The following is a 23,577-nucleotide window of genomic DNA, read 5'->3' as shown; positions in this document are numbered from 1 at the left end:
TTTTGATCGATGTAAATAAATTCGAAAGTATGCAAATAGGTTTGGCTTCTCCCGAAAAAATCAGAAGCTGGTCTTATGGTGAAGTAAAAAAACCTGAGACGATTAACTATCGTACCTTAAAACCTGAACGCGAAGGGTTGTTCTGTGAGCGGATTTTTGGTCCTACGAAAGACTGGGAATGTGCCTGCGGAAAATACAAACGTATCCGTTATAAAGGAATCGTTTGTGACCGATGCGGTGTTGAAGTGACACGTTCAAAAGTTCGTCGTGAACGTATGGGTCACATTGAATTAGCAGCACCTGTTTCACATATCTGGTACTTTAAAGGAATTCCTTCTCGTATGGGACTTGTTTTAGACATGAGTCCTCGTGCCTTAGAAGAAATCATTTATTTTGCTTCATATGTGGTTATCGAACCAGGAAACACCAACTTAGAGAAAAAACAATTGTTGACAGAACGTGAATACCGCGAAAAACGTGAACAATATGGACAAGAATTCCAAGCAGCAATGGGTGCAGAAGCAATCAAACAATTACTAGACAGTGTTGATTTAGATGCTGAAGCAGCTGAATTGAAAGAAGAATTGAAATCTGCCCAAGGGCAAAAACGGACTCGTGCGATCCGCCGTTTGGACATTTTAGAAGCTTTCCGTGCTTCAGGAAATGAACCAAGTTGGATGGTTATGGACGTTATTCCAGTTATTCCACCAGATTTACGACCAATGGTGCAATTAGAAGGTGGACGTTTTGCAACAAGTGATTTGAATGATCTTTACCGTCGAGTAATCAACCGTAATAACCGTTTGAAACGCTTGTTAGATTTGAATGCTCCAGGAATCATCGTCCAAAACGAAAAACGGATGTTACAAGAAGCTGTTGATGCGTTGATCGATAATGGTCGTCGTGGCCGTCCAGTTACTGGACCAGGTAACCGTCCATTGAAATCTCTTTCTCACATGTTGAAAGGGAAACAAGGTCGTTTCCGTCAAAACTTACTTGGTAAACGTGTTGACTATTCAGGACGTTCCGTTATCGTTGTAGGACCTTTCTTGAAAATGTATCAATGTGGATTGCCAAAAGAAATGGCGATCGAACTATTTAAACCATTCGTGATGCGTGAATTGGTTCAACGTGAACTAGCTTCTAACATCAAAAATGCGAAACGTAAAATCGAACGTCAAGAAGACGAAGTTTGGGATGTCTTGGAAGACGTAATCAAAGAACACCCAGTATTACTTAACCGGGCACCTACGCTACACAGACTTGGTATCCAAGCATTTGAACCTGTTTTAGTGCAAGGCCGTGCGATTCGTTTGCACCCACTTGTATGTGAAGCTTATAATGCCGACTTTGATGGAGACCAAATGGCCGTTCACGTACCATTGAACGAAGAAGCACAAGCGGAAGCACGTATGTTGATGCTAGCTGCTCAAAACATCTTGAATCCAAAAGACGGTAAACCAGTTGTAACACCTTCCCAAGATATGGTTTTAGGTAACTACTACCTAACAATGGAAGAAGAAGGTCGTGAAGGCGAAGGAATGGTCTTCCGTGACCAAAACGAAGCTGTGATCGCATGGCGTAACGGCTACGTTCATTTACACTCACGTATCGGTGTGAACCCTAATTCATTAGGTGAAAAACCATTTACTGACTGGCAAAAAGAACGTACGATGATTACAACTGTTGGTAAGATCATCTTTAATGAGATCATGCCTCCAGAGTTCCCTTACTTGAATGAACCAACAGACTTCAACTTAACGGTACAAACACCGGATAAATATTTTGTTGAAGCAGGTACAGATATTCCTGCGCATATCAAAGAGCAAGAATTAGTCTTACCATTCAAGAAGAAAAATCTAGGAAATATCATTGCGGAAGTCTTCAAACGTTTCAAAGTAACTGAAACTTCTAAGATGCTTGACCGAATGAAAGACTTAGGGTATAAACATTCTACACATGCTGGTATCACAGTAGGTATCGCAGATATCAGTGTACTGAATGAAAAACAAGGAATCATTGAAAATGCCCATAAACAAGTTGAAACAATTACAAAACAATTCCGTCGTGGATTGATTACTGATGACGAACGTTATGAACGAGTAATCGCTGTTTGGAATGCTGCTAAAGATAGCATCCAACAAAAACTGATGGAAGGGTTAGAAGCGAAAAACCCAATCTTCATGATGTCTGACTCTGGGGCCCGTGGTAACATCTCCAACTTTACTCAGCTTGCTGGTATGCGTGGACTGATGGCTGCTCCGAATGGTCGAATCATGGAATTACCGATCATCTCAAACTTCCGTGAAGGACTTTCTGTCTTAGAAATGTTTATCTCTACTCACGGGGCTCGTAAAGGGATGACCGATACTGCCTTGAAGACAGCCGATTCAGGTTACTTGACTCGTCGTTTAGTTGACGTTGCCCAAGACGTTATTATTCGTGAAGAAGATTGCGGAACAGACCGCGGTCTTGAAATCCAAGCGATTCGTGAAGGAAACGAAATCATTGAATCATTAGAAGATCGTTTGATCGGTCGTTACACGCGTAAAGAAGTACGTGATCCAGAAACGAACGAATTGATCATCGCTGGTAACCAATTGATTTCAGAAGATATTGCAAAACAAATCGTGGATGCAGGTGTGGAAACTGTCACAATCCGTTCTGTCTTCACATGTAACACAAAACATGGTGTCTGCAAACACTGTTATGGACGTAACTTGGCAACTGGATCTGACGTTGAAGTTGGTGAAGCAGTTGGTACGATCGCAGCTCAATCAATCGGAGAACCAGGTACTCAGTTGACAATGCGTACCTTCCATACCGGTGGGGTAGCCGGAGACGATATCACTCAAGGTCTTCCTCGTGTCCAAGAAATTTTTGAAGCACGTAATCCTAAAGGGCAAGCAGTGATCACCGAAGTAACTGGTGACGTCATCGATATCTCAGAAGATGCTTCAACTCGTACAAAAGAAGTAACAATCAAAGGGAAAACCGACACACGTACGTATACTGTTCCTTATACAGCACGTATGAAAGTCGCTGAAGGCGATATGATCCACCGTGGTGCACCATTAACGGAAGGTTCAATCGATCCTAAACAATTGTTACAAGTTCGTGATGTATTATCAGTTGAAAACTACTTGCTGCGCGAAGTACAACGTGTATACCGTATGCAAGGGGTAGAAATCGGCGATAAACATATCGAAGTAATGGTTCGACAAATGTTACGTAAAGTCCGTGTAATGGATCCAGGGGATACTGATATCTTACCAGGTACATTGATGGATATTGCTGACTTCAAAGACCAAAACTACAATACATTGGTAGCTGGAGGCGTACCTGCAACATCTCGCCCAGTCCTACTAGGTATTACAAAAGCATCATTAGAAACAAACAGCTTCTTATCTGCTGCATCCTTCCAAGAAACAACTCGTGTCTTGACTGATGCTGCGATCCGAGGTAAAAAAGATCCACTTCTTGGTTTGAAAGAAAATGTTATCATCGGTAAAATCATCCCAGCTGGTACTGGTATGGCTCGTTACCGTAACATGGAACCAAAAGAAGTCGGTGTTGCAAGTGAAAATGTTTATAGTATTTCAGACATCGAAGCACAAATGGCTGCAGAAGATGCAATGAATGAACAAACAAAATAATGTGACACCAAACAGAGCTAAGATGAACATCTTAGCTCTGTTTTTTTGTCGTGCTAAAGTTGATAGAAACAAACGAAATTGAGAATTTGTTCATTACGGACGAGCATTTTTTCTTATTTTTGTACTTATATAAAAAATTAGTTCCGTGAATCATTGAATTGCTTAGTGAAACTTGCTAAAGGTTGCTGTGCTAGATCACTTTTGTTCATCGTTCAGGTAAAACTGCTATGTAGGGGCGGATGGGTTGAGATTTTTTCAGATAATAAGCGATACATGATCGAATGTGAACCAAATGTTTCAGTAAGTGATGTGAGTGCTTGTTGGGACGAAGGATGTGTGGTATTGAGAATCAATTTTTCAAGTAGATTTTTTGGGTTGTCTTGATCTACTAGCGTACCAGAATTCTTTACTGACTTACTTGGTAAAATTTGTTGAATTTTATCAGTGAAATTATTTTTTTTGGCATAACGTGCCATCCTGCAGTTAAAAATTTTAGCGGTTGTTAATTCAAAATCTGTGGAAAAGTATAATATAAAAGAACTATCCACAAGGAAAAAGAAAAACCGTTTATTCTCTATTGTGGAAAAAACAGTTGAGAGGGAAAAGAAAGTTATCCACAAAAGAGAAAGGAAATAGGAAAAATTGATAAAAATACCGGGAGGGGGTAAAATGATTATTTCTTTCAATAAATGTAAAAAATGTGAGAACAATAAATGGCGTTTAGGTTTAAGTCCTAGGAGTATTGTATATACTTTTAAATAGATGGATAAAAAAATCAAATCAATGAAAAGATTAGTAAAAAAGAAAATACTGCAATACTCTATCTTAATAAAGCAAGCAGGTAAGTATAGGAGTATCGATTCTTTGTTTATTCGTTTCGAAGGTAAGCAAAACAGTATCACCCTTTTATAAATCAAGGTATGATGAAAGACAAAGGGGGATTTTATATGACGAAAAAAGCAGTTTTTGCAGGTGGTTGTTTTTGGTGCATGGTCAAACCTTTTGAAACACAGCCAGGAATCATAGCAGTAACCTCTGGCTATACGGGAGGACATGTCCCAAATCCTACCTATGAACAAGTAACCACAGGAACGACAGGTCATACGGAAGCGGTAGAAATCGAGTATGATCCGTCTCTGGTTTCTTATGAACAGTTAGTCGAAATCTACTGGCAACAAACAGACCCAACGGATGCTTTCGGTCAATTTGCTGATCGCGGAGACTCTTATCGACCGGTCATTTATTATAGCGATGAAGAAGAACGTGAAATCGCTGAAGCATCAAAGAAACAACTACAAGAAAGTGGTCGATTCGATCGTCCGATTGTCACAAAAATCGAACCCCGAAGTGAGTTTTATCCCGCTGAGGAGTATCATCAAGACTATTATAAGAAGAACAAAGTCCACTATAATCTTTACCGAGAAGGGTCTGGACGAGGGAGTTTTTTACGAAAACATTGGTCTGGAAAATAAGACATATTGCATTTTGAAGAATTTCAGTTAGGGATAAAAGCTGGCTATGCTTTGGCTTGCTGTGAATTTAGTGGTTTTTATAATTTTTAGGTAAAGTTATCTAAGTGTCAATGGATCGGCCATCTGGTTGATCCATTTTTTTATAAATCAAGGTTCATTATCGTTTGTTGAATGACAGCAAGCAGAAAAGATACTAAGCTATCAAAAGCGTACGTAATGAGGCAAATAAGCGAAGTCCGTCAAATCATCATCAGTTAAAAGGATCGCATCGTTGATAACCAATAAATAGACAACTAAATTACCACACATGAAGGAGAAAAAGTGCGACACTCAAAAAAGGTACAAAAGGTACTCTTTTAGATTTTTTATCGTGAGAGAGAAAAATAAAGAAAAAAAGTAATCCCAATAAACTAGCAAGAAAGAGGAGTTGCATCAGTTGATTGAGAGTTAGACCGCCACTCCAGCTTAAAAGTAATAAAACATCACCTAAACCTAAACATTCACTCCCGTAACGAGTAAGGAAAAAACTGATCAAGAATAAAACAGCAAAACTAAGCCATTGAAATTCTCCTTTGATCAACCAAGTCATCCATAAGATAAACCAGATAAAATAAAGCGTTCTTCCCTCGATCATCAAATAAAAACTATCCATTAAAGAGAGTAAAAAGGCTGACAAAAACCAAAAAACAAGTAACCCGTCTGGGCGCTGTGAAAAATAAAATAGCCAAACAGATAAACAACCACCGATACATTCTGCTATAAAATAAATCGGTGAAAGCTTGCTGCGACAGTTTCGACAACGAAAACGTTGGTAACAGATGGAAAGCAATGGGACCAGTTCATACCAAGCCAATACATGCTGACAGTTGACACAATGAGACCGTGGGTAAATAATAGAGTGTCCTTGTGGCAGGCGTTGTGCCACTAAGCATAAGAACGAACCAATGCAACAACCAATGATAAAATAGAGAAACATAGCGAGGGCCTCCTTTTAAAGAAAGATACGCCAATAACAACCATTTTATTTATTTTTAGTAGAGGTGACAAAATGAAGATTTCGATCGGAGTCGATATCGGTACGACACAAACAAAAGCAGTGGCATTCAACGAGCAAGCTGAAGTCATCGCTTCAGCTTATTTTCTAAATCCGATGATCCAAGAAGCACCAGGAATGGCAGAACAAGACCCAGAATTGATCTTCCACGGTGTATGTACAGTAATCAAAGAAGTCGTCAAACAGTTACCGAAGTCGACAACTATAGAAGTGATTGCCTTTTCAACAGCGATGCACAGTTTGATTCTGTTAGATGATAATAAACACCCTTTGACCCGTATGATCACTTGGGCAGATAATCGTGCGAAAACACAAGCTGAAAAACTAAAAAACAGCCAACTAGGGTTTCACTTTTATCAACAAACAGGCACCCCAATCCATCCAATGACGCCACTAGTTAAAATCCATTGGTTGAACGAAACCCAACCAGAACTAACGAAGCAAGTGGCGTATTATGTGAGTATAAAAGAATATATCTTTTTCCGTTTGTTTGGACAATTAGTCTGCGACTACAGTACAGCCTCAGGCACAGGTTATTTTGATATCCATCAATTCAAATGGGCAGAAGAAGCGTTAAATTACTTATCAATCACTCAAGAACAACTACCTGAAGTGATGCCGTCAACCACGATACTCAATGGATTATCAAAAGAAAAACAAGAAATTTTAGGATTAGAAAATGATATATCATTTGTTTTAGGTGGTGCTGATGGTCCTTTATCTAATTTAGGACTGGGAGCATTTGGCGAAAAGATAGCTGCGTTAACAGTCGGTACCAGTGGGGCATTAAGATTTATTACAGACAAACCACAACTACATCCCGAGATGGAAACCTTCTGTTATGTACTGGATCGTACACACTGGGTGGTCGGTGGCGCAACAAGTAATGGTGCGGGAATTTTTGATTGGGCAAGTCAAACTTTGATGCAAGAAGTAACTCAAGCGGCTATTGATCAAGGCGAAAATCCTTACGATGCCCTTTTCTCAGCAATTACGTTTGTCCCACCAGGAGCGAACGGATTACTCTTTCAGCCCTATTTATTAGGAGAACGAGCTCCTCTATGGGAGGCAGAAGCTTCTGGGAGTTTTTTAGGTTTGCAAAGAGACCACACGGAAAAAGAAATGATGCGAGCTATTCTAGAAGGAATTTGTTTCAATTTAAAAAGGATTTTGACAGGAGTTTGTTCAGAAGATCAATTAACAGAAATCAGAGCTACAGGCGGATTCTCACAATCGCCTGTCTTTCGCCAATTAATGGCTGACGTTTTGGGGTATCCGCTCATTTTCCCGGCGGTGTCTGAAGCCTCCGCTTTAGGAGCCGTTTTCTTAGGGTGGCAAAGTATCGGGAAGATCACTGATTTAAGCGAAGCTATAGAAAAAGTACAGCTTGCTTCACAAGTACCAGTTCAACAAAAGGTCAAAGAGACATATCAAAAAATCTTTCCGATTTTTGTTGAAACACAAAAACAAGTAGCGGCAACTTATCAGCCTTTAGCACATTTACGTCAAACTTTAAGTACTATGGATGAAAAATAGGATGAAAAAGTAGAATGACGGAATAAGAGAGGAATAGTGTAAGAACTAGAAAAAACGACTAAAGCAATAGAAAGTCTTTTCTAAGAAATGATAGGATGAAAATCGTTCTCAACTAATTGGTTTTATTGTACTTTTGTCTCAAAGTTTACTATGCTTTTATTGTAGACAAAAGTTAGGAGGAGAAAAGAAAATGAAATTTCCACAAACAAAAGAAGTATTAAATCAATTAGTTGCAGACTTGAGTCAAATGTCTGTTGTTGTTCACCAAACACATTGGTATATGCGTGGACCAGGTTTCTTGACATTGCACCCAATGATGGATGAATTTATGGATGACTTGAATGAACAATTAGATGAAATCTCAGAGCGTTTGATCACACTAGATGGTTCTCCTTATTCAACCTTACGTGAATTTGCAGACAACACCAATATTCCTGACGAAGTAGGCAATTGGGATCGGACTATTCCAGAACGCTTGGAAATTCTTGTGAAAGGCTACCGCTATTTGGCAGACCTTTACCAAAAAGGAATTGAAGTAGCTGGTGAGGAAGGCGACGACCCAACACAAGATATTTTTATCGAATTTAAAACAGCGACTGAAAAACGAATCTGGATGATCCAAGCACATTTAGGAAAAGCACCAGAAATCGATGCGTAAAATGATCATCAACTGATGATATTATATAATAGTAAAAAAACTGCGAGGGAAGTTATTTTCCTTGCAGTTTTTATTTTAGAAGAGAAAGAAACGTTCTTCGTTCTAAAAAAGAATGAGTGCATCACAAGGATACGTGCAATAAAAACGAAAGTTTTGGATTGCTAAGAAAAAACGTTGACATTAAGGGGATTAGCAGGTAATATGTTAAATGGTATTGTTTGCCCCACAAAGAGCCCCGGAAACTCGAAGTGTATGTCAAACATCAGAACTTAAATTGGAGGAAACTAACGTGCGTACAACATATATGGCCAAACCAGGCGAAGTAGAACGTAAATGGTATGTAGTAGACGCAACTGATGTTCCATTGGGACGTCTTTCAACAGTTGTTGCATCTGTACTACGTGGTAAAAATAAACCAACTTTCACACCTCATTTGGACACTGGCGATTTCGTCATCGTAATCAATGCAGATAAAGTGAAATTAACAGGTAAAAAAGCGACTGATAAAATTTATTACCGTCACAGCAACTACCCAGGAGGATTGAAATCAATCACTGCTGGTGAATTGCGTGCTAAAAATTCTCGTCGTTTGATCGAAACTTCTGTAAAAGGAATGCTTCCTAAAAATACTTTAGGCCGCAAACAATTTACAAAATTGAATGTATACGCTGGAGCTGAGCATCCACATGCAGCACAACAACCAGAAGTTTTAGACATTACAAACTTAATCTAATAGGAGGGAATTTCATTGGCACAAGTTCAATATATCGGCACAGGCCGTCGTAAAAATGCAGTTGCTCGTGTACGTTTAGTACCAGGAACTGGTAAAATTACTGTAAACAAAAAAGATGTTGAAGAATACATTCCACATGCTGACTTGCGTGAAGTAATCAATCAACCTTTCGCTGTTACTGAAACAAAAGGCGCTTATGACGTATTTGTTAACGTAAACGGCGGAGGCTACGCTGGACAATCAGGAGCTATCCGTCATGGTATCGCTCGTGCATTGCTAGAAGTTGATCCTGACTTCCGTCTAGCTCTTAAACGTGCTGGCTTACTTACTCGTGACGCACGTATGGTTGAACGTAAAAAACCAGGTCTTAAGAAAGCTCGTAAAGCTTCACAGTTCTCAAAACGTTAATATATCTTATATATCAACGATTCTGGCACTTTCCAAATTTTGGAGAGTGTCTTTTTTTGTACTTTTGGGAACGACAATGATTTGCATTTATTGGATAAAACAATGTCTTCATTAGATCGTGTTTCCAAAGAGAGTATTCCTAATTTAGCGCCAGGACAAGTTATATTGACTGGTGTATTATTTGATCTTCCAATAATTATACAAGTTGATCCCTGTAAAAAAATTATCTATCTTTTGAGGCGTTAAAAGGTTACTACTTATGGGTACTGAATCCTTTAATATAGGCAATTTGATTTTTTACATTCTTTTTGATATGATAATTATGCGAAGCGATACTATTTTTATCAATAAAGCACAAAAACCACTCTACTGCGAATAGAGTGGTTTTCTTTTTCATCCGTTGCGACTACGAATGAGTGGGCTAGAAGCAACTTGCTTTTAGTCATTGTCTGTCTCATCTAACCAGTGAGAAAAAAGTTTGATAACGATACCTACAAAAATAGGCGCAATGACCAAGGATACTATTTTTTCCAATAAAGCACACCCCCTTTGAGGGCAAGTTGCCAAAGTGAGTATAGCATATTGTGTATTAGGAAGTGAATTTAAATTTTATGGGTGAGGAATTGTTATTAAAGGGTTATCCATCCCTTTCCAAATTTTGGAGAGTGTCTTTTTTGTATATTTAGGTATAGAAATGGGTATGATTTTTTTAAACCTGCCATTCATTTTCCGTTTTTTACTTCTGCTAATCGTTGTTCAAATTTTTTATAAGTGGATAGATCGATAATTTAGTAGTTATCTTAGGAATGTTTGGAGTATATAAGTAATGATAGATGTAATTACTTGTTTCTATAATTGTATACGCGGATCGTATTTTTAAAGTATCTATTTAATAAAATGAATATTATCATTGCAATAAATAGTGTTTAATTATTTTACAAATTATCTAACCACTGAAGAAAATCAGAAGAGTATATAAAATAAATAAGTTAGTAAGGACAATTTGATTTTTTGGATTATTCTTGATATGATGATGGTGCGAAGCGATATTAATTTTTACCAATGGAACACAAAAACCACTCTACGGCGAATAGAGTGGTTTTCTTTTACAATCGTTGCGACTTCGAATGTGTGGGTTAGAAGCAACTTGCTATTAGTCATTGTCTTTCTCATCTAACCAGTGAGAAATTAGTTGAATAACTAAACCTACAAAGATAGGTGCAATAACTAGCGATATTAATTTTTCCAATGGAATCACCCCCTTGGGGGCAAGTTGCCAAAATGAGTATAGCATATTGTGCATTAGGAAGTGAACTTAAATTTTATGGGTGAGAAATTGTTATAAAATAGTCTTTTTGATTCACGCATATTTTTTGGGTACGTCTTTAGGTACGAAGGTCTTAAAATGTGGTGAAATCCATTAAAACCGTACTTGTTGAAGAGTTGCTCAATCTATTGCTATCCATCCCCTTCAAAATCTCTGCCACAGAACTAGCTCTTAAGAAAGCTCGTAAAGCTTCACAGTTCTCAAAACATTAAGAATACTATTATATCAATGTTTTAGACACTTTCTATTTTTGGAGAGTGTCTTTTTTTTGTACTTTTGGGTACGGAAATGGGTATGAGATTTTTAAACCTGCTATTAATTTTACATTCTTTGCTTCTTCCAATCGTTGTTCAAATTTTTCATAGGTGGATAGATCGATAATTTAGTAGTTATCTTAGGAATGTTTGGGGTATATAAATAATGATATTGGATATTTTTTGACTTTTCTTGCCTAAAAAATGTTGTTTTTTTTACAGTGTAGAGAAAATATAATAAATGAAATACTTTCTCCGCCATTATTTGTTTTTCTCCGCCAAATAATATAAAATGGCGGAGAAAATAAGTGGATGGCGGTGAAAGAATTTAATTATTCTACACGCCTTTTGTTCGTTATCTTGTCGGAATCATTTTGCGAACTTACGGAAACTTCTCAGACAGATCGGGCGAGTTACGAGAATCACACTGTGCGAAGCTATGCTGAGTGCAGTTACCTTGAGTATGACTTTCAAGGCACTTTCCAAACTTTGGAGAGTGTCTTTTTTCATTTTGAATCATAAAAAAGATGTCGTGAGTTTCACCAACATCAAAAAAGTATAGGGGCATAATAATCTGTTCCACTTTAATGTGGAACAGATTACGTATTTATCTTTAGTGAGAAAAACTCTATGATATAGACAAGGAAAACGTTTTCTGAGGTGATAATGGATGTTAACAAAGCGCGAGAGTCAGTTAATTGAATTACTTTTAGAGGAGGAGAATTTTCAACCAGCAAGTTTCTTTAGTGAAAAACTCAATGTTTCAAATAAAACAATTTATCAAGATATTCAGAAGCTTGGACAGTTCTTGAATCGTTTTGAGTTAAAAATTGAAAAAAAACCTCGCATTGGGATCTACCTAATTGGAACGTCAACTAAAAAAAATGATGCCAAAATATTTATCACTAGTAAAGAAGCTATGTCAACAGAGGTAAAGTATAGTTCAAATTATCGTAGAGTGTACTTATTCGCCAATCTAATTTTTAAAACGGATAAAAAAAGATATGAGTATTTTGAAAAAAAGTTTTTTGTCAGTATTGCAACTTTGCGTAAGGATTATGAGGAAATCATCAAATATTGTCGGTTAGCTGGGATTAGGATTACTTCAAATCATGTAATAGACACACAAAAAACACCTGAAGAGTTGATCCAGCGGACATTTGTCAATTATTTTGAAAAAAACATCGGTGTAGGGAATGAAAAATGTCAATATCACTTTGTTTTTGATCAAGCGATGGTTCAGTTTGTGGATGATTTTGTAAAGAATTTTTACCAACAGTCTAAACAGCAACCAACAAATTATATTGTCCATTCACTCAAACTTTCGTTGTTAACTTTGATTGGTCGAGTAAAGCATGGCTACCATTCACAAACAAATAAAAATCCTTTGTTTGTCGAAATAAAGAAAATGGAATTATATATGGTGGCACTAGATTTTTCAAATGGGGTCAAAGATGAATTGAATTGTTCCTTTACGATAAATGATCTTTACTTTATTTGTTCGTTGTTTATGGGACATGGAGTGAGACCGTTTGTGAATCTGGCAACCCATAGTCAACAAATCATGGAGACCACCAAACAATTTATTCAAGATATGTCGACACTGGTTGAGAAGGATTTGGGGCAAGATAGTCAGCTGCTTCAATCTCTATTTGCCCATATTGAGCCAATGGTTTATCGGTTGCAAATGGGGATTACCATTAAAAATCCTTTAAAAGAGGATATCATTCGGCAATACAGCACAATGTATACGCTAACAACTTACTGTATTCCAAAATTGGAAAAAGCAATGGGAATCAGAGTAACGGATGATGAAATTACTTTTTTGACTATTCATTTTCAGCTAGCTTTTGAAAAAATTGTGAATACGAAGCATGTTTTTCTTATTTGTCCAACGGGGTTGGGAACTTCGCAATTATTATTTCAGCGTATTCGTCATAGTTCTCCTAGCACCGTAGTCTATGAAGTGATTGATGTTCAAAAGTTGCAGGATTACAACTTAGATAGTGTCGATTTGATTATTTCAACAGTCAAATTAGAAAATGAATATCAAACGCCGATTATTTATGTTCGACCATTACCAACGAAAGAAGAAATTGCATTGATTAATCGTCATCTTCTTACCTTGAATCAACAAGACAATACATTTTTACCATCCATTGCACCGGATAAAACGATTTTAAAGAAATATTTGAAGGATGGTTGGATGTTCTTGAATCAAGATTTTGATAGTAGAGAATCTGTACTTTCTTTCATCACTGAGAAATATAAAGAAGAACAATTAGTAAAGGATAATTTTCTTGAGGTTGTACTTCAAAGAGAAAAACTAGGAGCTACCGGACTTTCATCAGGCGTAGCCATCCCACATGCAAATCCTAAATATGTAGTCGAAACAAAAATTTCTATTATCACTCTAAAAAACAAAATTACTTGGGGAGATGTGGATGTAAGGGTTGTTTTATTCTTAGCGATTGCAGAAGAAGATATGATTCAAGTGAAAAATATGATTGCACTACTTTATGATGTCTTTGTCTCACCTGAGAGAATAAAAAGTATTGCAAGTAAAGAAACAAGGAATGAGATTATTAACGAAATTATAGGAAAGAGGAAGTAAGATGACGAGTTATTTTGGAAAGAAAATTGCATTATTTCAATCTGAGGTAAAGAGTCAGAAGGAAGCTTTATCAATTATTGCAACTTGTCTATATCAAACAGGTTTAGTGAAGGATTCGTTTGCAGAGAATGTACTGAAAAGAGAAGAAGTGTTTCCTACTGGCTTATTAATCAATGATGTTGGGATTGCTATTCCACATACGGATGCAGAACACGTGAATGATTCTCAAATTGCATTTATGTCATTGAAAAAACCAGTAACTTTTTATGAAATGGGAACTGCAGATAAGGAAATTTCAGTCAGCTTGATCTTCATGTTGGCGTTGAAAGAACCACATGCACAGTTAGAAATGTTACAGAAGTTAATTACGATGTTTCAAAAAAAAGAGGTGGTTCAAAAGCTTCAAGCTGTAAATAATACTGAGGAGTATTATCAAATTATTGAAAAAGAAGGATTCGTTTAATAACCATTTTGAGGGGGAGCATTATGTTAGATTTATTACAAAAATTTGTTGATCTCGGATCAATCGTTGTATTGCCAATCTTAATTTTTGTTTTTGGTTTGATTTTAGGAACGAAACCGAGTAAGGCTTTTATTTCAGCATTAACGGTTGGTGTTGGATTTGTCGGGTTGAATTTAGTTATCGATTTATTGACCAATAGCTTAGGACCAGCAGCACAAGCGATGGTTGAACGTTTTGGACTAAACTTAACAACCATTGATGTTGGTTGGCCGGCAGCAGCTGCGATTTCTTATGGAACCGTTTTAGGTAGTTTGGCGATTCCAGTAGCTATCGTAGTCAATGTGTTATTAATTATTGTTGGCTTAACAAAAACACTGAATGTTGATATTTGGAATATCTGGCATGCAGCATTTGTTGCTTCACTTGTCTACGCAGTAACGAATGACTTTGCGATGGGCATGTTGGCAACGGTTATTTATACAATGATGATTTTATTGTTTGGCGATATTTTAGGACCAATCATCAATAAATTCTATGGATTTCCAAATATTACCTTCCCACACGGAACGGCAGCACCCGGGTTTGTTTTTGCCTTACCTTTAAATTGGTTATTCGATAGGATTCCAGGATTGAAAGATTGGCATGCAGATCCAGAAACGATTCAAAAACGGTTTGGCATCTTTGGTGATTCAACAGTCATGGGCTTTTTAATTGGTTTGGTTATGGGGATTTTAGCTGGATATGATGTTGCGGGAATTGGACAATTAGCGGTGAAAACTGGCGCTGTAATGGTCTTAATGCCTAAAATGGTGGCACTTTTAATGGAAGGCTTAACGCCTATTTCAGAATCAGCAAATTCATTTGTTCAAAAACGTTTCCCAGGAAGAGAATTATATATCGGAATGGATGCCGCATTGTCAGTAGGACACCCAGCTGTATTATCTTCTTCGTTAATCTTAGTCCCAATCACGATTTTATTAGCAGTGATTTTACCAGGTAACACAACCTTGCCTTTCGGTGATTTGGCAACTATTCCATTCTTAGTTTGTTTGATGGCAGCTGTCTTTGGTGGAAACATTATTCGAACAATCTTAGGTGGGACGATCTACATGGTCACCATTTTATACATCACTTCATGGGTGGCACCATTTTTAACAAAAGCAGCACAAGCGGCAAACTTTGATTTACAAGGACATTCATCAGTAACTGCGATGGCAGAAGGTGGACTGTGGACAACACTTCTATACGTGGGTGGTGCAAAACTATTTGGTTACTTTGCCCTAGTCGGAATTGGTCTGATTATTACAGGTTTACTATTCTACGTGAATCGCATTTTACCTAAAAGAGTAGCTAAACAAACTGAAGTTTAATACAAAATAGGAGAGATGACAGATGAAAAAATTATTAATTATGTGCGGAACAGGTGTGGCTACTTCAACAGTGGTAACAGGAAAAGTAAAAGAATGGTTGAAATCAAAAGGACTCGAAAATGAAGTGAAACTATATCAATCAAAAGTTGCTGATGAGATTGGCAAAATTGATGACTACGATATTGTGGTCAGTACGACCGTGGTTCCTGACAACATTAAAGATAAAGTAATTATGGGGCTTCCTTTATTAACCGGAATTGGCATTGATGGGTTGTTTGACGAAATTGAAGCGAAGATTAAAGCCTAAAAAATACTTGAAAAGAAGGTAATCAAATGTTAGTTACAACGAAAGAGATGTTTGAAAAAGCGCAAAAAGAAAACTATGCGATTCCGGCAGCAAACTTTTTTGATTTAGATTCTGCAAGAACCTTTGTAGAGGTTGCAGAAAAAATGCAAAAGCCATTAATTTTAGCCTTTGCACAAGCGCATATTGAAGAATGTCCTCTTGAAGAGGCAGCATTAATTGCAACATATTTAGCCAAAAAAGCAAGTGTTCCAGTAGCACTTCATTTGGATCATGGACAAGATGAGGAAATCATCAAGCAAGCAATCGAGCTTGGGTTCACTTCTGTGATGATAGATGCTTCGCAGGATGAGATTGAAACAAATATTCGTCGTTCAAAAGCAATTACGGAATATGCTCATGAAAGAGGTGTTGTGGTAGAGGCTGAGATTGGACACGTGGGAACGGGAAATAGTTATGAATTTAAGGAAACCACGGACACCATTTATACCGAAGTGGAGGAAGCAGCACGTTTTGCGAAAGAAACCGGCGTCGATTCATTGGCAGTTTCGATAGGTACGGCTCATGGGCAATACAAAGGAACACCGAAAATCAGCTTTGAGCGGTTGGAAGAAATTAAAAATGAAGTTTCAATTCCATTAGTGTTGCATGGGGGCTCATCATCTGGTGATGAAAATCTACACAAATGTGCTGTTTCAGGGATCAATAAAATTAATATCTTTACTGATTTTATCACAGCAGCAATGGATGTAATTAACGAAGAAAAACTAGAGGATTATTTTACACTTAAACGATTAGCGAACCAAGCGATTGCGGATACGTTATCGCATTATTACAAAGTATTTGCAACAAAATAGAGGAGGGTTCTCATGAGAACAGTAAGAAAACCATTTTTTGTGGTTAATCCTAAATCTTATTTGTATGGTGAACAGGCATTGGAACTAGCAAAAACAGCGGATCAATTAGCTGCAGCATACGACATCGATATCATTTTTACTTGTCAACATGTTGATGTTCGGCTAATTAAAGAACAGACAACGCAGTTGATTGTGAGTGTTCAACATATCGATGGGATAGCCCCTGGTAGAGGGATGGGACACGTTTTACCTGAAGGCGTTGTAGCGGCTGGAGCAGAAGCGACCTTCCTTAATCACGCAGAATGTCCTTTATCGGTTAGTGAGCTGTGCGATGCCGTCAAGCGAGCAAAGGAACTTGGTCTATTGACTATTGTTTGTGCAAATTCTTTAGAAGAGGCGAAGCTCGTAGCTTCCTTGAAACCTGATGTGATGGTTTGTGAGCCTACGGAATTAATAGGTACAGGTCAAGCAAGTGACATTTCTTATATGATTCAAACCAATGAAGCTGTACGCAAGATGGATCCTGAAATTTTTGTTCTGCAGGCAGCAGGGATTTCAACGGTAGCAGATGTTCGCAAAGCACTTGATTCGGGGGCTGATGCAACGGGTGGAACCAGCGGGATTGTTTGTGCCAAAGATCCTGTGGACACATTGAAAGCGATGATTGAAGAAGTAAGTAAATGGAAAAAGGAGCAATCGACAAAATGACAACTTATACTGAGCAACTTGTTTTGACTTCAAATGGTCAGCGAGTGACGTATCATAACATTACCGAACAAGTAAAAGAAATGGTGGCAAAAAGTGGGATAAAAAATGGCATTTGTCTTGTTCAGTCGCCACATACTACTTGTTCAGTTATTTTTGAGGAATTCATGCACGATTTGGATTTTAATGGGGATGAATTTTTACAGGTTGATTTAAATCGGATTCTTGATCGAATTATTCCTCGAGAATTAACGGAAAATACCAATTATCGTTATCCTGGTCCGAAGCATCTTGATTTCTTGCTGTCCTTAGATGATCCAGACTATGCTGGTGATGCTGGAACGATTTTAAATGGAGATGCACATATTCGAGCATCATTCTTCGGAGCAAGTGAAAATTTCATTGTCAAAGAGGAAACATTAATGACAGGAGCTGTCGGCTCGATTTATTTCATTGATTTTGATCAAAACCGTGTTAGAAATCGAAAATGCCATATTTTAGTAATGGGTGAATAGAAAAGTAATAAGAAACAAACATTTGGGAAACTAATTGAATGGTCACACCTATAAAAATTAATACGAAAGATAATAGTTAGTTCATTCCGTTTTTTTGGTTAAACTACTAAAATTCATCATAGAGAATACTATAGGGAAACAAAAACTATTTAGTTTAGAAAAAGTATAGCCAGTTATCTGATCGGTAAATAAGATCATTGGGAAGACCTTGCTTAAGGCGTTCTTCTCAGTGATCTTAATTTATTGTTGTTTAAATCCATCCTTGCTTTATTGCAAAATTTATCGCTTCAATTCGTGAACGTGATGCTGTTTTGCTTAGAATAGCAGAGATGTATTTACGTACAGTTCCCTCACTCAAAAATAGAGTTTGGGCAATTTGTTGGGTGCTGATGCCGGTTTTTAACAACGTTAAAATTTCAAGCTCTCTTGGGGTTAAAGGGTTTTTTTGAGTAATGAATGATTGAATAACCAATTCAGGTGAAAAAATCGTATCACCCGCCATGATTGAGCGGATCGAACGAATAAGTTCTTCACTGGGACTATCTTTTAGCATATAACCGTTGACATTGTTCTGTAAAGCTTGCTGAAAATAGTGTTCTTGCGCAAAGGTAGTCAGAACCATAATTTTCACATCCTGTTTCAATAAACGAAGCTGCTTAGCAATTTCCAAGCCAGTCAACTTAGGCATTTCAATGTCTAATAAAACGATATTTGGTTTCAATTTGATGATGTCAGATAATGCCGTATCACCATCTGTTGCAGAACCAATAACTTCAAAATCTGTTTCAAGATTCAAAATCATCGTTAATGCAGTGTTCAATAATTGTTGATCCTCTGCCAAATACAATTTAATCATGTTCATTCTCCTTAGGCAACGAAATGACAATCTTTACTCCTTGTGTTCCAGTGATCGTCAACTGTCCTTTTTCAGTTTGAATCCGTTCTTTCATTCCGCTGATTCCATAGCCGGTTGATTTTAGTTGAGTGAATCCTTGTCCATTATCTTGAATGGTAATAAAATAGGTATCTATATTCTCGGTAAAATCAATCATCGCAATACTAGCTTTGCTGTGACGAATCATATTTGTGATGGCTTCTTTAATAACTGCGGATACTGTATGTTGAATGTTCGTCGGCCATTTTTCGGCTAGTTCCTCTCCTACAGAATGAAGCTGAATATTGGTAAGAACTAAATTTTTTTCTTCTTCTAGCATCGTTTGGGCAATTGTTCGCTCTTGTAAATTTGAAACGATCCCGCGAACTAATGATAAGTTTTTTCGGGAAGTCTCAGCAATATCATGTAATTCATTGGTTGCTTGGCGTGAATCAATTACTATTAATTTCTCCGCTAATTCAGCCTTTAATGAAATGATGGAAAACGCTTGGCCTAAATGATCATGGAGATCACGAGCAATACGATCTCGTTCATTTTGGCGCACAACTGCTTCTAAACGTTTATTTTGTTGGTTGAGGCGATAGATCCGCCGATAAGATTCCCCTACCGACTTAGCTGCTAGTGGTGTAATAATAGCAGCTATGATAGTGATACCTACATTAATGTAACTGGATGAATGGGTGAAACGAGTGGTCCACAACATAGCGCCAAGACTAATCATGACGCTTACATAATAACCAGTCAAATAATGATAGAATAAACGTTTGGTTACTGGCAGGGAGCCAATCTCCCAGGCAACGAAAATAAAGAGATATCCATTTTTTTGAAAGATACCAAATAAGCAGGCAATCAATAATTGAAGGAAAACGTCCCCTGTTAAAAATTTATGAACTTCATAGCCATCTCGGTAAGCTTTTAAAAAAATAACTAAAAGTAATATAAATAACCAGTCAAACCAAGAAGTAAGGGGGAACAATGAATAGATCGTCGGTATTAAAAATACTAACCAGAAATAAGGTGCAATGCCGAATCGTTTTGGGAAAAATATGTGCTTTTCGAAAAAACTCATATGGTAGAAACCTCACTTTTACTTTGAAAAAAGACGACTACTTTGAACAGTACGAATAAAATGATCGTCCAAACTAAGAGTACCCCAAAACTAACAAAATTAAAACGTTGATAATTGATAAATCTTCTTAAAATTACAGCTGTTTGATAAGTTGGTAGCCAGTGTCCAACCTTTTGTACCCATGGGGGCATTATGCTAAGTGGCCACCATAGTCCGCTTAAAATTGCCATGGGAAAAACGATGAGATTACTAAGCAAATTTACTACGTTATCTGAACCTAATAGAGAGATGATCATTCCAATCAATATAAGTGGGAATGATAACAATGGAACGAGGAATAAAAGACCTATTAAATGAAACCAATTAATTGTTAGCTGATTTACTAAAATTCCAGTCATTATTAGTGCCAAAACTGAAAGTATATTTAACGATAGAAAGACGATTAACATCGATAGATAATATTGTGATTTTGAACCTGGACGTAGTGCTACAAATAAATCGAACTTTCTAGTATGATCTTCTAACAGAGTATGTGCGACTGTCATAACAGAACTAATCAATGAGCTATACACAATCATACTAATCATATAAGCGATATTCCATGTTTTCGAAGCTGCTGGTTGTGTTATTACCTGAGTAAATATAAGGTAAAAGCCTGTTGGCATGGCGATACTGAATAAGAGGAAGCGCAAGTTACGGAATACGATGCGTTTATAGTTGATTTGAACTTGAAACAAGAATTTTTTCATTTACCGCTACCTCCAATTACTTTTTGAAATAAAGAAGCCAACGAATTTTGCTGAATGGCTAATTCGTCTAATTGATTAAGATAAGGAATTAAAGCTTCCATCACTACGTTTGGCTCATCAGTTATTAATTGAAGCTGCTGATTAGTTTTTAAACATTCTTTAACAGCTGAAATGGATGTGAATGTTTCTTTTGGTAATGGAGTGGTAAATTGGATGCTTATATGACCACTTTTTTTCCGCAATGATTTCAAGGTACCATCGTATACTAACCTAGTATCTTTTAAAATAAGGATTCGATCTGCAATCTGATCTAGTTCCTCCAGATAATGGTTAGTGATAAAAAAAGTCTTTCCATTTTGCTTCAAACGGTCAATACTTTCCCAGAATGATTGTCGACTATTACTATCCATTCCAGCAGTCGGCTCATCTAAAAAAATTAGTTGAGGGTTTCCTGCCATAGTTGTTGCAAAAGTCAACCGACGTTTTTGTCCGCCAGACAATTGATCTAAGTAACACTTCTCTTTTTCTTTTAAGTTGGCTAAGCGAATCAAGGCTTCATAAGATAATGGGTTGTGATAGTAACTACGAGCAAGATTTAAACATTCTTTGACGGTGACTCGTTCGAGTGATAAGTTTTGTTGCAACATTACACCGACTTTGTCACGGACTTTCCTGATATCTTGGGTTCCCATCACATAAGTAGTTCCTGAATTTGGTTGAATCAATTGGTTAAGTAGATTGATCAGAGTGGATTTTCCTGCACCATTTTCTCCTAATAGTGCGACAGTCTCTCCGGGTGCAATCTGAAATGAGATATTATCTAAAACGGTTGTCCGGTTATACACCTTCGATAAGTTTTGTACATCGATTATTGGATTCATATTCTTTCCTCCTACTGATGATGTTATCTTAGCTATTTTTTGAGTTGTAAAACAGTCATGGATGTCATCAGTTGGACATGACAATTGTCATGTCTAAAGAACACAGAAATGTAGACTGCTGACTGAATAGTCAAAAAGTTGTTATTATTAATTAAAGAAGTGGAGAAAAGCTAAACTACCTTGTTGATTGTTCATTATGGAAACTCTTTTCACTTATATCTACTATTAAATTTCGCTAATTTTGATGTGGGGGAGGACTTTTGTTACTTGGCAACCAACTGATTTTTTTTGGAAGTTTGTGATTCATGGGGCACGTAAATTACTTTTATCAGACGTTCTACGGTATAATAAATGACGAACATGTTTCATTCATTTTCCTCTTACAACTAATTGAAAGCGTTTGTATTTTTGCTTCAAGAAAGATACTTAGATGCTTGGAGTATACTTTTGTTGATATCATTGATTGGAAAACGATACCTGATGCGCTTGTCACTAAAGTTTTTCCTGACAAGTGTGCATTTGGTGGTGTTCTAACTTCGTTTACTAAAGCAATTGAAATAAATTTGAGATGAAAAAGGAGCGGATAGGATGGCTTTTCCAGAGAATTTTTTATGGGGCGGTGCATTAGCAGCCCATCAATTTGAAGGTGGTGTAATTGGAACGTCAAAAGGGCTTTCGGTGGCTGACGTGATGACAGCTGGCTCACATGGTGTACCTCGAGTAATTACAGATGGAGTTGTGGAAGGTAATTATTATCCCAATCATGTAGGGATTGATTTTTACCATCGCTATAAAGAAGATATTGCACTGTTTGCTGATCTTGGGTTCAAATGTTTTCGTACATCGATTGCTTGGTCACGTATTTTTCCAAATGGAGATGAGCTGGAACCTAATGAAGAAGGTCTTCAATTTTATGACGATGTCTTTGACGAGCTGTTGAAATATGGGATTGAACCGGTTATTACATTGTCCCATTTTGAAATGCCCTATCATATTGCCAAAGAATATGGTGGATTTATGAATCGTCAAACGATCGATTTCTTTCTTAAGTTTGCAGAAGTGGTATTTGAGCGCTATCAAAATAAGGTGAAATACTGGATGACATTCAACGAGATCAACAACCAAATGAACTATTCAAATGATATTTTTGGTTGGACCAACTCAGGGGTTCATTTTGGCGATTATGAAAATCCAGAAGAAGCGATGTACATTTGTGGCCATCATACGTTAGTTGCTTCTGCTAAGGCGGTTAAACTAGGAAAATCAATTAATCCAGATTTCGAGATTGGGAATATGATTGCGATGGTGCCTATTTATCCATTTTCTTCTCGACCAGCGGATCAAATCTTAGCGCAACAGATGATGCATGATCGTTGGTTTTTCTGTGATGTACAAGTTCGTGGACACTATCCAAATTATGCCCTTAAAATGTTTGAGCGTAAAGGGTACCAGATCGATATAACAGAAGCAGATCGACAAGCACTCGCTGAAGGTACAGTGGATTATATCGGTTTTTCATACTACATGAGTAATACGGTCGATTCGCAAGTCCATCAAGATGTTTCAACGAATGTTAGTGGTGGAAGTACGTACTCCGTAACGAATCCATTTATTAAGGAATCCGACTGGGGGTGGGCGATCGATCCAGAAGGTCTCCGCTATTCATTGAATGCTTTTTATGAGCGTTATGAACTCCCATTATTTATTGTTGAAAATGGGTTTGGTGCCATTGATGTTCTGGAGGCGGATCACACGATTCATGATCCTTACCGTATCGAATATTTACGTAGTCATATCCAAGAGATGGAAAAGGCGATCAATGAAGATGGTGTCGTGCTTTTGGGTTACACGCCGTGGGGTTGTATTGATTGCGTGTCATTTACAACAGGGGAGATGAAAAAGCGTTACGGTTTTATCTATGTTGATCGGAACAATGATGGTTCTGGTACGCTAGAAAGGTATAAAAAAGACTCCTATGATTGGTATAAGCGGGTAACAACCTCTAATGGAACAGAGCTTTAGACGAGCAAACATGTAAATAGAACACAAAAAATCAG

General features: G+C 37.3%; 22 protein-coding genes. 14 read left to right on the top strand and 8 right to left on the bottom strand.

The features are described from left to right. Positions 1-2: 2 nt before the first annotated feature. Positions 3-3,656 carry a DNA-directed RNA polymerase subunit beta' gene (gene rpoC, locus AB3I42_RS10880; protein WP_010720683.1) on the top strand — a complete coding sequence of 1,218 codons (3,654 nt, stop codon included), beginning with the start codon at positions 3-5 and terminating at the stop codon, positions 3,654-3,656. 212 nt (positions 3,657-3,868) lie between these two features. On the opposite strand, the gene AB3I42_RS10875 is transcribed toward rpoC, so the two are convergent. Beyond that, positions 3,869-4,132, bottom strand: a complete 264-nt coding sequence (locus AB3I42_RS10875; RefSeq protein ID WP_014834392.1) for a hypothetical protein — start codon at positions 4,130-4,132, stop codon at positions 3,869-3,871. Between the two features lie 471 nt (positions 4,133-4,603). Between AB3I42_RS10875 and msrA the strand changes: the two genes are divergently transcribed. After that, positions 4,604-5,128, top strand: a complete 525-nt coding sequence (gene msrA, locus AB3I42_RS10870) for a peptide-methionine (S)-S-oxide reductase MsrA (RefSeq protein WP_010737231.1) — start codon at positions 4,604-4,606, stop codon at positions 5,126-5,128. 298 nt (positions 5,129-5,426) lie between these two features. On the opposite strand, the gene AB3I42_RS10865 is transcribed toward msrA, so the two are convergent. Further along, complete coding sequence (locus tag AB3I42_RS10865) at positions 5,427-6,104, bottom strand: prepilin peptidase (RefSeq protein ID WP_034866466.1); 678 nt, start codon at positions 6,102-6,104, stop codon at positions 5,427-5,429. 72 nt (positions 6,105-6,176) lie between these two features. On the opposite strand from AB3I42_RS10865, the gene AB3I42_RS10860 reads away from it, so the two are divergent. From AB3I42_RS10860 to rpsI, 4 genes are all read left to right on the top strand, one after another. Continuing rightward, positions 6,177-7,718: a gluconokinase gene (locus AB3I42_RS10860; RefSeq protein WP_181914236.1), complete on the top strand. Its 1,542-nt coding sequence runs from the start codon at positions 6,177-6,179 to the stop codon at positions 7,716-7,718. Positions 7,719-7,908: 190 nt separating this feature from the next. Continuing rightward, positions 7,909-8,376: a DNA starvation/stationary phase protection protein gene (locus AB3I42_RS10855; protein WP_010720679.1), complete on the top strand. Its 468-nt coding sequence runs from the start codon at positions 7,909-7,911 to the stop codon at positions 8,374-8,376. Between the two features lie 304 nt (positions 8,377-8,680). Then, positions 8,681-9,109: a 50S ribosomal protein L13 gene (rplM, locus tag AB3I42_RS10850; protein ID WP_034686358.1), complete on the top strand. Its 429-nt coding sequence runs from the start codon at positions 8,681-8,683 to the stop codon at positions 9,107-9,109. Between the two features lie 15 nt (positions 9,110-9,124). After that, positions 9,125-9,517 (top strand): 30S ribosomal protein S9, encoded by a 393-nt coding sequence (gene rpsI, locus AB3I42_RS10845; RefSeq protein WP_002287505.1) that lies wholly within the window; start codon positions 9,125-9,127, stop codon positions 9,515-9,517. A gap of 438 nt (positions 9,518-9,955) precedes the next feature. Here rpsI and AB3I42_RS10840 read toward each other — a convergent pair whose 3' ends face one another. Both AB3I42_RS10840 and AB3I42_RS10835 read right to left on the bottom strand, forming a co-directional pair. Then, positions 9,956-10,051, bottom strand: a complete 96-nt coding sequence (locus tag AB3I42_RS10840) for a type I toxin-antitoxin system Fst family toxin (protein ID WP_113803832.1) — start codon at positions 10,049-10,051, stop codon at positions 9,956-9,958. Between the two features lie 619 nt (positions 10,052-10,670). Continuing rightward, a complete protein-coding gene (locus tag AB3I42_RS10835) occupies positions 10,671-10,766 on the bottom strand; it encodes a type I toxin-antitoxin system Fst family toxin (RefSeq protein WP_014834397.1) in 96 nt (31 codons plus the stop codon). Positions 10,767-11,768: 1,002 nt separating this feature from the next. Between AB3I42_RS10835 and AB3I42_RS10830 the strand changes: the two genes are divergently transcribed. From AB3I42_RS10830 to AB3I42_RS10800, 7 genes are read left to right on the top strand one after another with little or no spacing between them, the layout of a single operon-like run. Continuing rightward, positions 11,769-13,712, top strand: a complete 1,944-nt coding sequence (locus AB3I42_RS10830; protein ID WP_181933813.1) for a transcription antiterminator — start codon at positions 11,769-11,771, stop codon at positions 13,710-13,712. Between the two features lies 1 nt (position 13,713). Further along, positions 13,714-14,175: a PTS sugar transporter subunit IIA gene (locus AB3I42_RS10825; RefSeq protein WP_010737236.1), complete on the top strand. Its 462-nt coding sequence runs from the start codon at positions 13,714-13,716 to the stop codon at positions 14,173-14,175. A gap of 23 nt (positions 14,176-14,198) precedes the next feature. Beyond that, on the top strand, positions 14,199-15,545 hold the full coding sequence (locus AB3I42_RS10820) for a PTS galactitol transporter subunit IIC (protein ID WP_181914234.1): 1,347 nt from the start codon (positions 14,199-14,201) through the stop codon (positions 15,543-15,545). 22 nt (positions 15,546-15,567) lie between these two features. Next, the gene (locus AB3I42_RS10815) at positions 15,568-15,852 is read left to right on the top strand and encodes a PTS sugar transporter subunit IIB (protein WP_010720673.1); all 285 of its coding nucleotides are present in this window, start codon (positions 15,568-15,570) and stop codon (positions 15,850-15,852) included. A gap of 26 nt (positions 15,853-15,878) precedes the next feature. Continuing rightward, entirely contained in the window at positions 15,879-16,706 is an 828-nt protein-coding gene (locus AB3I42_RS10810; protein ID WP_368022491.1) for a ketose-bisphosphate aldolase, read from the top strand. 12 nt (positions 16,707-16,718) lie between these two features. Continuing rightward, positions 16,719-17,414 carry a triose-phosphate isomerase gene (locus tag AB3I42_RS10805; protein ID WP_081125502.1) on the top strand — a complete coding sequence of 232 codons (696 nt, stop codon included), beginning with the start codon at positions 16,719-16,721 and terminating at the stop codon, positions 17,412-17,414. Beyond that, positions 17,411-17,926 (top strand): YjbQ family protein, encoded by a 516-nt coding sequence (locus AB3I42_RS10800; RefSeq protein WP_034866484.1) that lies wholly within the window; start codon positions 17,411-17,413, stop codon positions 17,924-17,926. Before AB3I42_RS10805 ends, AB3I42_RS10800 begins: the two co-directional genes overlap by 4 nt. 250 nt (positions 17,927-18,176) lie before the next feature. On the opposite strand, the gene AB3I42_RS10795 is transcribed toward AB3I42_RS10800, so the two are convergent. Genes AB3I42_RS10795 through AB3I42_RS10780 form a run of 4 tightly spaced genes read right to left on the bottom strand, consistent with a single transcriptional unit; the run spans position 18,177 to position 21,520 of the window. Next, positions 18,177-18,782, bottom strand: coding sequence for a response regulator transcription factor (locus tag AB3I42_RS10795; RefSeq protein ID WP_181914233.1), 606 nt, complete (start codon positions 18,780-18,782; stop codon positions 18,177-18,179). Then, positions 18,775-19,890 carry a sensor histidine kinase gene (locus AB3I42_RS10790; RefSeq protein WP_368022490.1) on the bottom strand — a complete coding sequence of 372 codons (1,116 nt, stop codon included), beginning with the start codon at positions 19,888-19,890 and terminating at the stop codon, positions 18,775-18,777. The genes AB3I42_RS10795 and AB3I42_RS10790 overlap by 8 nt, the downstream gene beginning before the upstream one ends. After that, complete coding sequence (locus AB3I42_RS10785; RefSeq protein WP_010737243.1) at positions 19,887-20,639, bottom strand: ABC transporter permease; 753 nt, start codon at positions 20,637-20,639, stop codon at positions 19,887-19,889. The genes AB3I42_RS10790 and AB3I42_RS10785 overlap by 4 nt, the downstream gene beginning before the upstream one ends. Next, entirely contained in the window at positions 20,636-21,520 is an 885-nt protein-coding gene (locus AB3I42_RS10780) for an ABC transporter ATP-binding protein (protein ID WP_081123405.1), read from the bottom strand. Before AB3I42_RS10780 ends, AB3I42_RS10785 begins: the two co-directional genes overlap by 4 nt. A 588-nt stretch (positions 21,521-22,108) precedes the next feature. On the opposite strand from AB3I42_RS10780, the gene AB3I42_RS10775 reads away from it, so the two are divergent. Beyond that, positions 22,109-23,542, top strand: coding sequence for a 6-phospho-beta-glucosidase (locus tag AB3I42_RS10775; RefSeq protein ID WP_034866477.1), 1,434 nt, complete (start codon positions 22,109-22,111; stop codon positions 23,540-23,542). Positions 23,543-23,577 lie beyond the last annotated feature (35 nt).

Origin of the sequence: Enterococcus sp. C53, from assembly GCF_040887425.1 — a bacterium.
Taxonomy (GTDB): domain Bacteria; phylum Bacillota; class Bacilli; order Lactobacillales; family Enterococcaceae; genus Enterococcus_B; species Enterococcus_B hirae.
Note: the sequence above shows the minus strand (reverse complement) of the source record. Positions and strands in the feature narration are given on the sequence as shown.

Coding starts and splice junctions, on each gene's coding strand:
- AB3I42_RS10875 (WP_014834392.1), bottom strand. CDS start 4,132: ATGGCACGTTATGCCAAAAAAAATAATTTCACTGATAAAATTCAACAA.
- msrA (WP_010737231.1), top strand. CDS start 4,604: ATGACGAAAAAAGCAGTTTTTGCAGGTGGTTGTTTTTGGTGCATGGTC.
- AB3I42_RS10865 (WP_034866466.1), bottom strand. CDS start 6,104: ATGTTTCTCTATTTTATCATTGGTTGTTGCATTGGTTCGTTCTTATGC.
- AB3I42_RS10860 (WP_181914236.1), top strand. CDS start 6,177: ATGAAGATTTCGATCGGAGTCGATATCGGTACGACACAAACAAAAGCA.
- AB3I42_RS10855 (WP_010720679.1), top strand. CDS start 7,909: ATGAAATTTCCACAAACAAAAGAAGTATTAAATCAATTAGTTGCAGAC.
- rplM (WP_034686358.1), top strand. CDS start 8,681: ATGGCCAAACCAGGCGAAGTAGAACGTAAATGGTATGTAGTAGACGCA.
- AB3I42_RS10830 (WP_181933813.1), top strand. CDS start 11,769: ATGTTAACAAAGCGCGAGAGTCAGTTAATTGAATTACTTTTAGAGGAG.
- AB3I42_RS10825 (WP_010737236.1), top strand. CDS start 13,714: ATGACGAGTTATTTTGGAAAGAAAATTGCATTATTTCAATCTGAGGTA.
- AB3I42_RS10820 (WP_181914234.1), top strand. CDS start 14,199: ATGTTAGATTTATTACAAAAATTTGTTGATCTCGGATCAATCGTTGTA.
- AB3I42_RS10815 (WP_010720673.1), top strand. CDS start 15,568: ATGAAAAAATTATTAATTATGTGCGGAACAGGTGTGGCTACTTCAACA.
- AB3I42_RS10810 (WP_368022491.1), top strand. CDS start 15,879: ATGTTAGTTACAACGAAAGAGATGTTTGAAAAAGCGCAAAAAGAAAAC.
- AB3I42_RS10805 (WP_081125502.1), top strand. CDS start 16,719: ATGAGAACAGTAAGAAAACCATTTTTTGTGGTTAATCCTAAATCTTAT.
- AB3I42_RS10800 (WP_034866484.1), top strand. CDS start 17,411: ATGACAACTTATACTGAGCAACTTGTTTTGACTTCAAATGGTCAGCGA.
- AB3I42_RS10795 (WP_181914233.1), bottom strand. CDS start 18,782: ATGATTAAATTGTATTTGGCAGAGGATCAACAATTATTGAACACTGCA.
- AB3I42_RS10790 (WP_368022490.1), bottom strand. CDS start 19,890: ATGAGTTTTTTCGAAAAGCACATATTTTTCCCAAAACGATTCGGCATT.
- AB3I42_RS10785 (WP_010737243.1), bottom strand. CDS start 20,639: ATGAAAAAATTCTTGTTTCAAGTTCAAATCAACTATAAACGCATCGTA.
- AB3I42_RS10780 (WP_081123405.1), bottom strand. CDS start 21,520: ATGAATCCAATAATCGATGTACAAAACTTATCGAAGGTGTATAACCGG.
- AB3I42_RS10775 (WP_034866477.1), top strand. CDS start 22,109: ATGGCTTTTCCAGAGAATTTTTTATGGGGCGGTGCATTAGCAGCCCAT.